The sequence below is a fragment of the Marinobacter sp. SS8-8 genome (assembly GCF_030540945.1).
Taxonomy (GTDB): Bacteria; Pseudomonadota; Gammaproteobacteria; order Pseudomonadales; family Oleiphilaceae; genus Marinobacter.
The window spans coordinates 1-2,961 of sequence record NZ_JASSVN010000045.1 but is presented as its reverse complement, the minus strand read 5'-3'; the positions used below and the strand labels follow the sequence as shown (position 1 = coordinate 2,961).

General features: G+C 50.1%; 3 protein-coding genes and 1 tRNA gene. 3 read left to right on the top strand and 1 reads right to left on the bottom strand.

All coding sequences use genetic code 11. The features are described from left to right. The 3 genes from QPL96_RS19260 to QPL96_RS19250 form a co-directional block, all read left to right on the top strand. A partial coding sequence (locus QPL96_RS19260; RefSeq protein WP_303288892.1) for a hypothetical protein occupies positions 1-228 on the top strand: 228 nt, incomplete at its 5' end. An 11-nt stretch (positions 229-239) separates the two neighbouring features. Further along, positions 240-316 (top strand) — tRNA-Arg (locus QPL96_RS19255). Between the two features lie 167 nt (positions 317-483). After that, a complete protein-coding gene (locus QPL96_RS19250) occupies positions 484-1,086 on the top strand; it encodes a hypothetical protein (RefSeq protein WP_303288891.1) in 603 nt (200 codons plus the stop codon). 185 nt (positions 1,087-1,271) lie between these two features. On the opposite strand, the gene QPL96_RS19245 is transcribed toward QPL96_RS19250, so the two are convergent. Next, positions 1,272-2,129 (bottom strand): Fic family protein, encoded by an 858-nt coding sequence (locus QPL96_RS19245; RefSeq protein WP_303288890.1) that lies wholly within the window; start codon positions 2,127-2,129, stop codon positions 1,272-1,274. Between the last annotated feature and the right edge of the window lie 832 nt (positions 2,130-2,961).

The window sequence follows — 2,961 nt, the reverse complement described above, 5'->3', positions numbered from 1 at the left end:
TTTTCTTTTGTTTCAATTGCTTGTGACAAAGAATACCATTTTCCGCTGGAGGTTTCCTGCCTGATTACCTCATTTTTTTATTTAATATCAGTGTTTTACGTTTATGGACGGAAACTAGCTAAAACACCTTGGTACAGTGCACTCCGGAGGCGAAGCTCAACGGCAAGCAAGGGGCAAAACGAGTTTTCGCAGCTCGTCAAAACTGCGATTTTTGTTAGCACACGCTAACTCCGCACAACCCGCCCTTAGCTCAGCTGGATAGAGCGCGGCCCTCCGGAGGCCGAGGTCAGAGGTTCGAATCTTCTAGGGCGGGCCATCTTCCTCCCGGCCCATCGGGGCAATATCAGGGCAGTCACCCTTCAATACGAGCAAATAACCCCTTTTCGGGGCAGATTGCAGGCCATCGATTTTGGCTTGCGGCTTTATGGTTATGTCGTGCGCGCGCCATTCACTCATTTGATTGGCAACAGAAGGACGACCAGCATGGCATCCATAACAAAGACACCGGAGGGTACCTACCGGGCACAGATTCGCAAAAAGGGTTACCGCACCATCTCCAAAAACTTCACCCGAAAAACCAGTGCCGAGCGCTGGGCTCGGCAGGTTGAGGTCGAGATGGAGAAAGGCATTTTCATTTCTACCACCGAGGCGGAGAACACAACCGTCGGCATACTTTTGAAACGTTACGAAGAAGAAATTGCACCGACCAAAAAATCCTACGCCGATATAAAGTGTCGCATCAAACTGCTTGATCAACAGTTCGGTCACTTTACCCTGGCGGGGCTGACAACTTCCCAAATCAAAGACTACCGGGATGAACGCTTGAAAACGCGCAAGGATTTCCCATACGCTATTGGTTCGCGTTATCCCGCTTCTTTAATTGGGAAAACGTATTCCTTGCCATCCAGAATCCAAAGAAACAGAATTCCTACGCCAGCCAGATTCACTATCAGTCCAGAGGTGCTAACCAAGCCTTCGGACAGGTTCAAGTTTTCTGAAACGTTCAGGAAGACAGTTATCTGCTCGGCAAACAGCATCACAGACGCACCCATCAACAATCCGAGCACACCAATGATCATTCGCTGAATTTCCTTTGGCCGGCGATAGAGAAAGTAATTATCAAGATAAGACTGATCTGCTGATTCGTTGCTAAGCATGGCCATGTTTTCCTCCAAGTCTTAAATTGAGCACATATTCAGGGTCTCACGTATTCCTTGAGGTGTAACCCTTACGGCAATGCCGCTGTTGGCACGTTGCCGATTTCCCATGGTTCACTCTGGCGAGGGGCCAGGCCCCTGACTTTCGTCATCATCCAGATCACAGCTGTCAGGATGATCAGTGCCACCACCTGCTCCTGCAATCCGGTATGAATAGTTCCGAGCTTCATCAAACTGACGGTACTTCTCGGCTACAGACTCATCCCGAAGATCACCCTCAATGCGGTTCTCGTCATCCAACCCGTCAAGCCCTCTCATCGAGAGGGCAGAGCCAGCCAACTGGCCCCGCTCAATCCTCGGACCCATAAATGATGTTAGATATTGATCCAAAATGCCGTTACCTGGCGACTCAATCTCACGGGTCAAGGCATACAGATAATCAGATTTGTTCGTAGCGGACCAATCGATGCTGAAGCCGGCGCGATAGGCAAGCTCCATGTGAACCAACAGCATTGTCCGTCCATTGCCGTCAAGGAAGGGGTGGCCATAGGCGAACAATCCCATTATCTCCCCAGGCACTGCTGGCATCTGCTCGTTATGCTGCGCCAGACGAAGCCCCTGATCGACAGCCAGCCGAATTGTGCGAGGCTCGCAAAATTGAGTTCCAGCTTTGGATACCAGCAAATGCGGGGCGGTAGCGAGGCGATCTTTTCCAGCCCATGGGTAGTAATCCCCAAAAAGAACTCTGTGGACTTCCAGGAAGTCTGCGTATTCGATGATCACTCGCCGTGAAAGGTAATCGAACGCTTCTTTCAGATTAGCCCGGAACAGGTTGTGCTCCATGTGCTTGATCACAACCGGGTCTTTATCTTTCCGGACATTCCGAAGATAGCCGGCCTCGGCAAAATCGTTAAACGGATCGAACATGATACTTCTCGTTAAGGTACTGGCCGAGCAGGTCAACCATTTCACTCCCGGAGATGGCCCCGGAACGCTTTAGTGCAACCACTAAATCCTCAACATCATCGGTGGCTACATCGTCATCTGAAAGCCGCGTAACAACCTCTGCCAATTCATCGTCTGCCAACCGCTGATATCGAATCCCCCTTCTTTTTGCCAGAGCAACGATTTGGGACCTTGCGGAATTTTTCGAATTTGATCTCCGGTTTTGCATCTTGCCCCCCCCCAAAGTCACTTTTTTGGTAGCCCATGCGCTGCGTCTAGGTCTTTCTGGCTGGGATTGTTTGCAATCCGGCTCATCTGGCGCTCACTGACACCCCAGCGCTCCCCAATGTCCACCAGTCTCCAGCCCTTTTCTCGCGCAATTGTGTGGAATTCAGTTTGCTTCCTACTAGCCATATATGTCTACTCTAGCATGCCTGTCATTGATGTCTAGTAGAGTAACAAAAATTCTGGTGAGGGAGAGGTGTCTGGCGTGATTAGAGCTGCAGCGTGGTACGGAGTATCCTCTGCGAGCGCCGAGAGGGCTCAAACGCCCAAAGTGGGCTTAGGCCCTCCCTGGGCGCCCGTTTTTCAATCATTCTTCATATTCTGCGTATTCCGGCGACTTACCAACTTCAAAATCCTCGTGCCACGCATCCCGATCCGATACATTTTCACCATGAAGGGCCGCCAGGTCTTTGAGGTGGACCCAATCAGTTGCACAACCTGATGGTGTCCCTAAGCTAGTTTCCGTCCATAAACGTAAAACACTGATATTAAATAAAAAAATGAGGTAATCAGGCAGGAAACCTCCAGCGGAAAATGGTATTCTTTGTCACAAGCAATTGAAACAAAAGAAAAA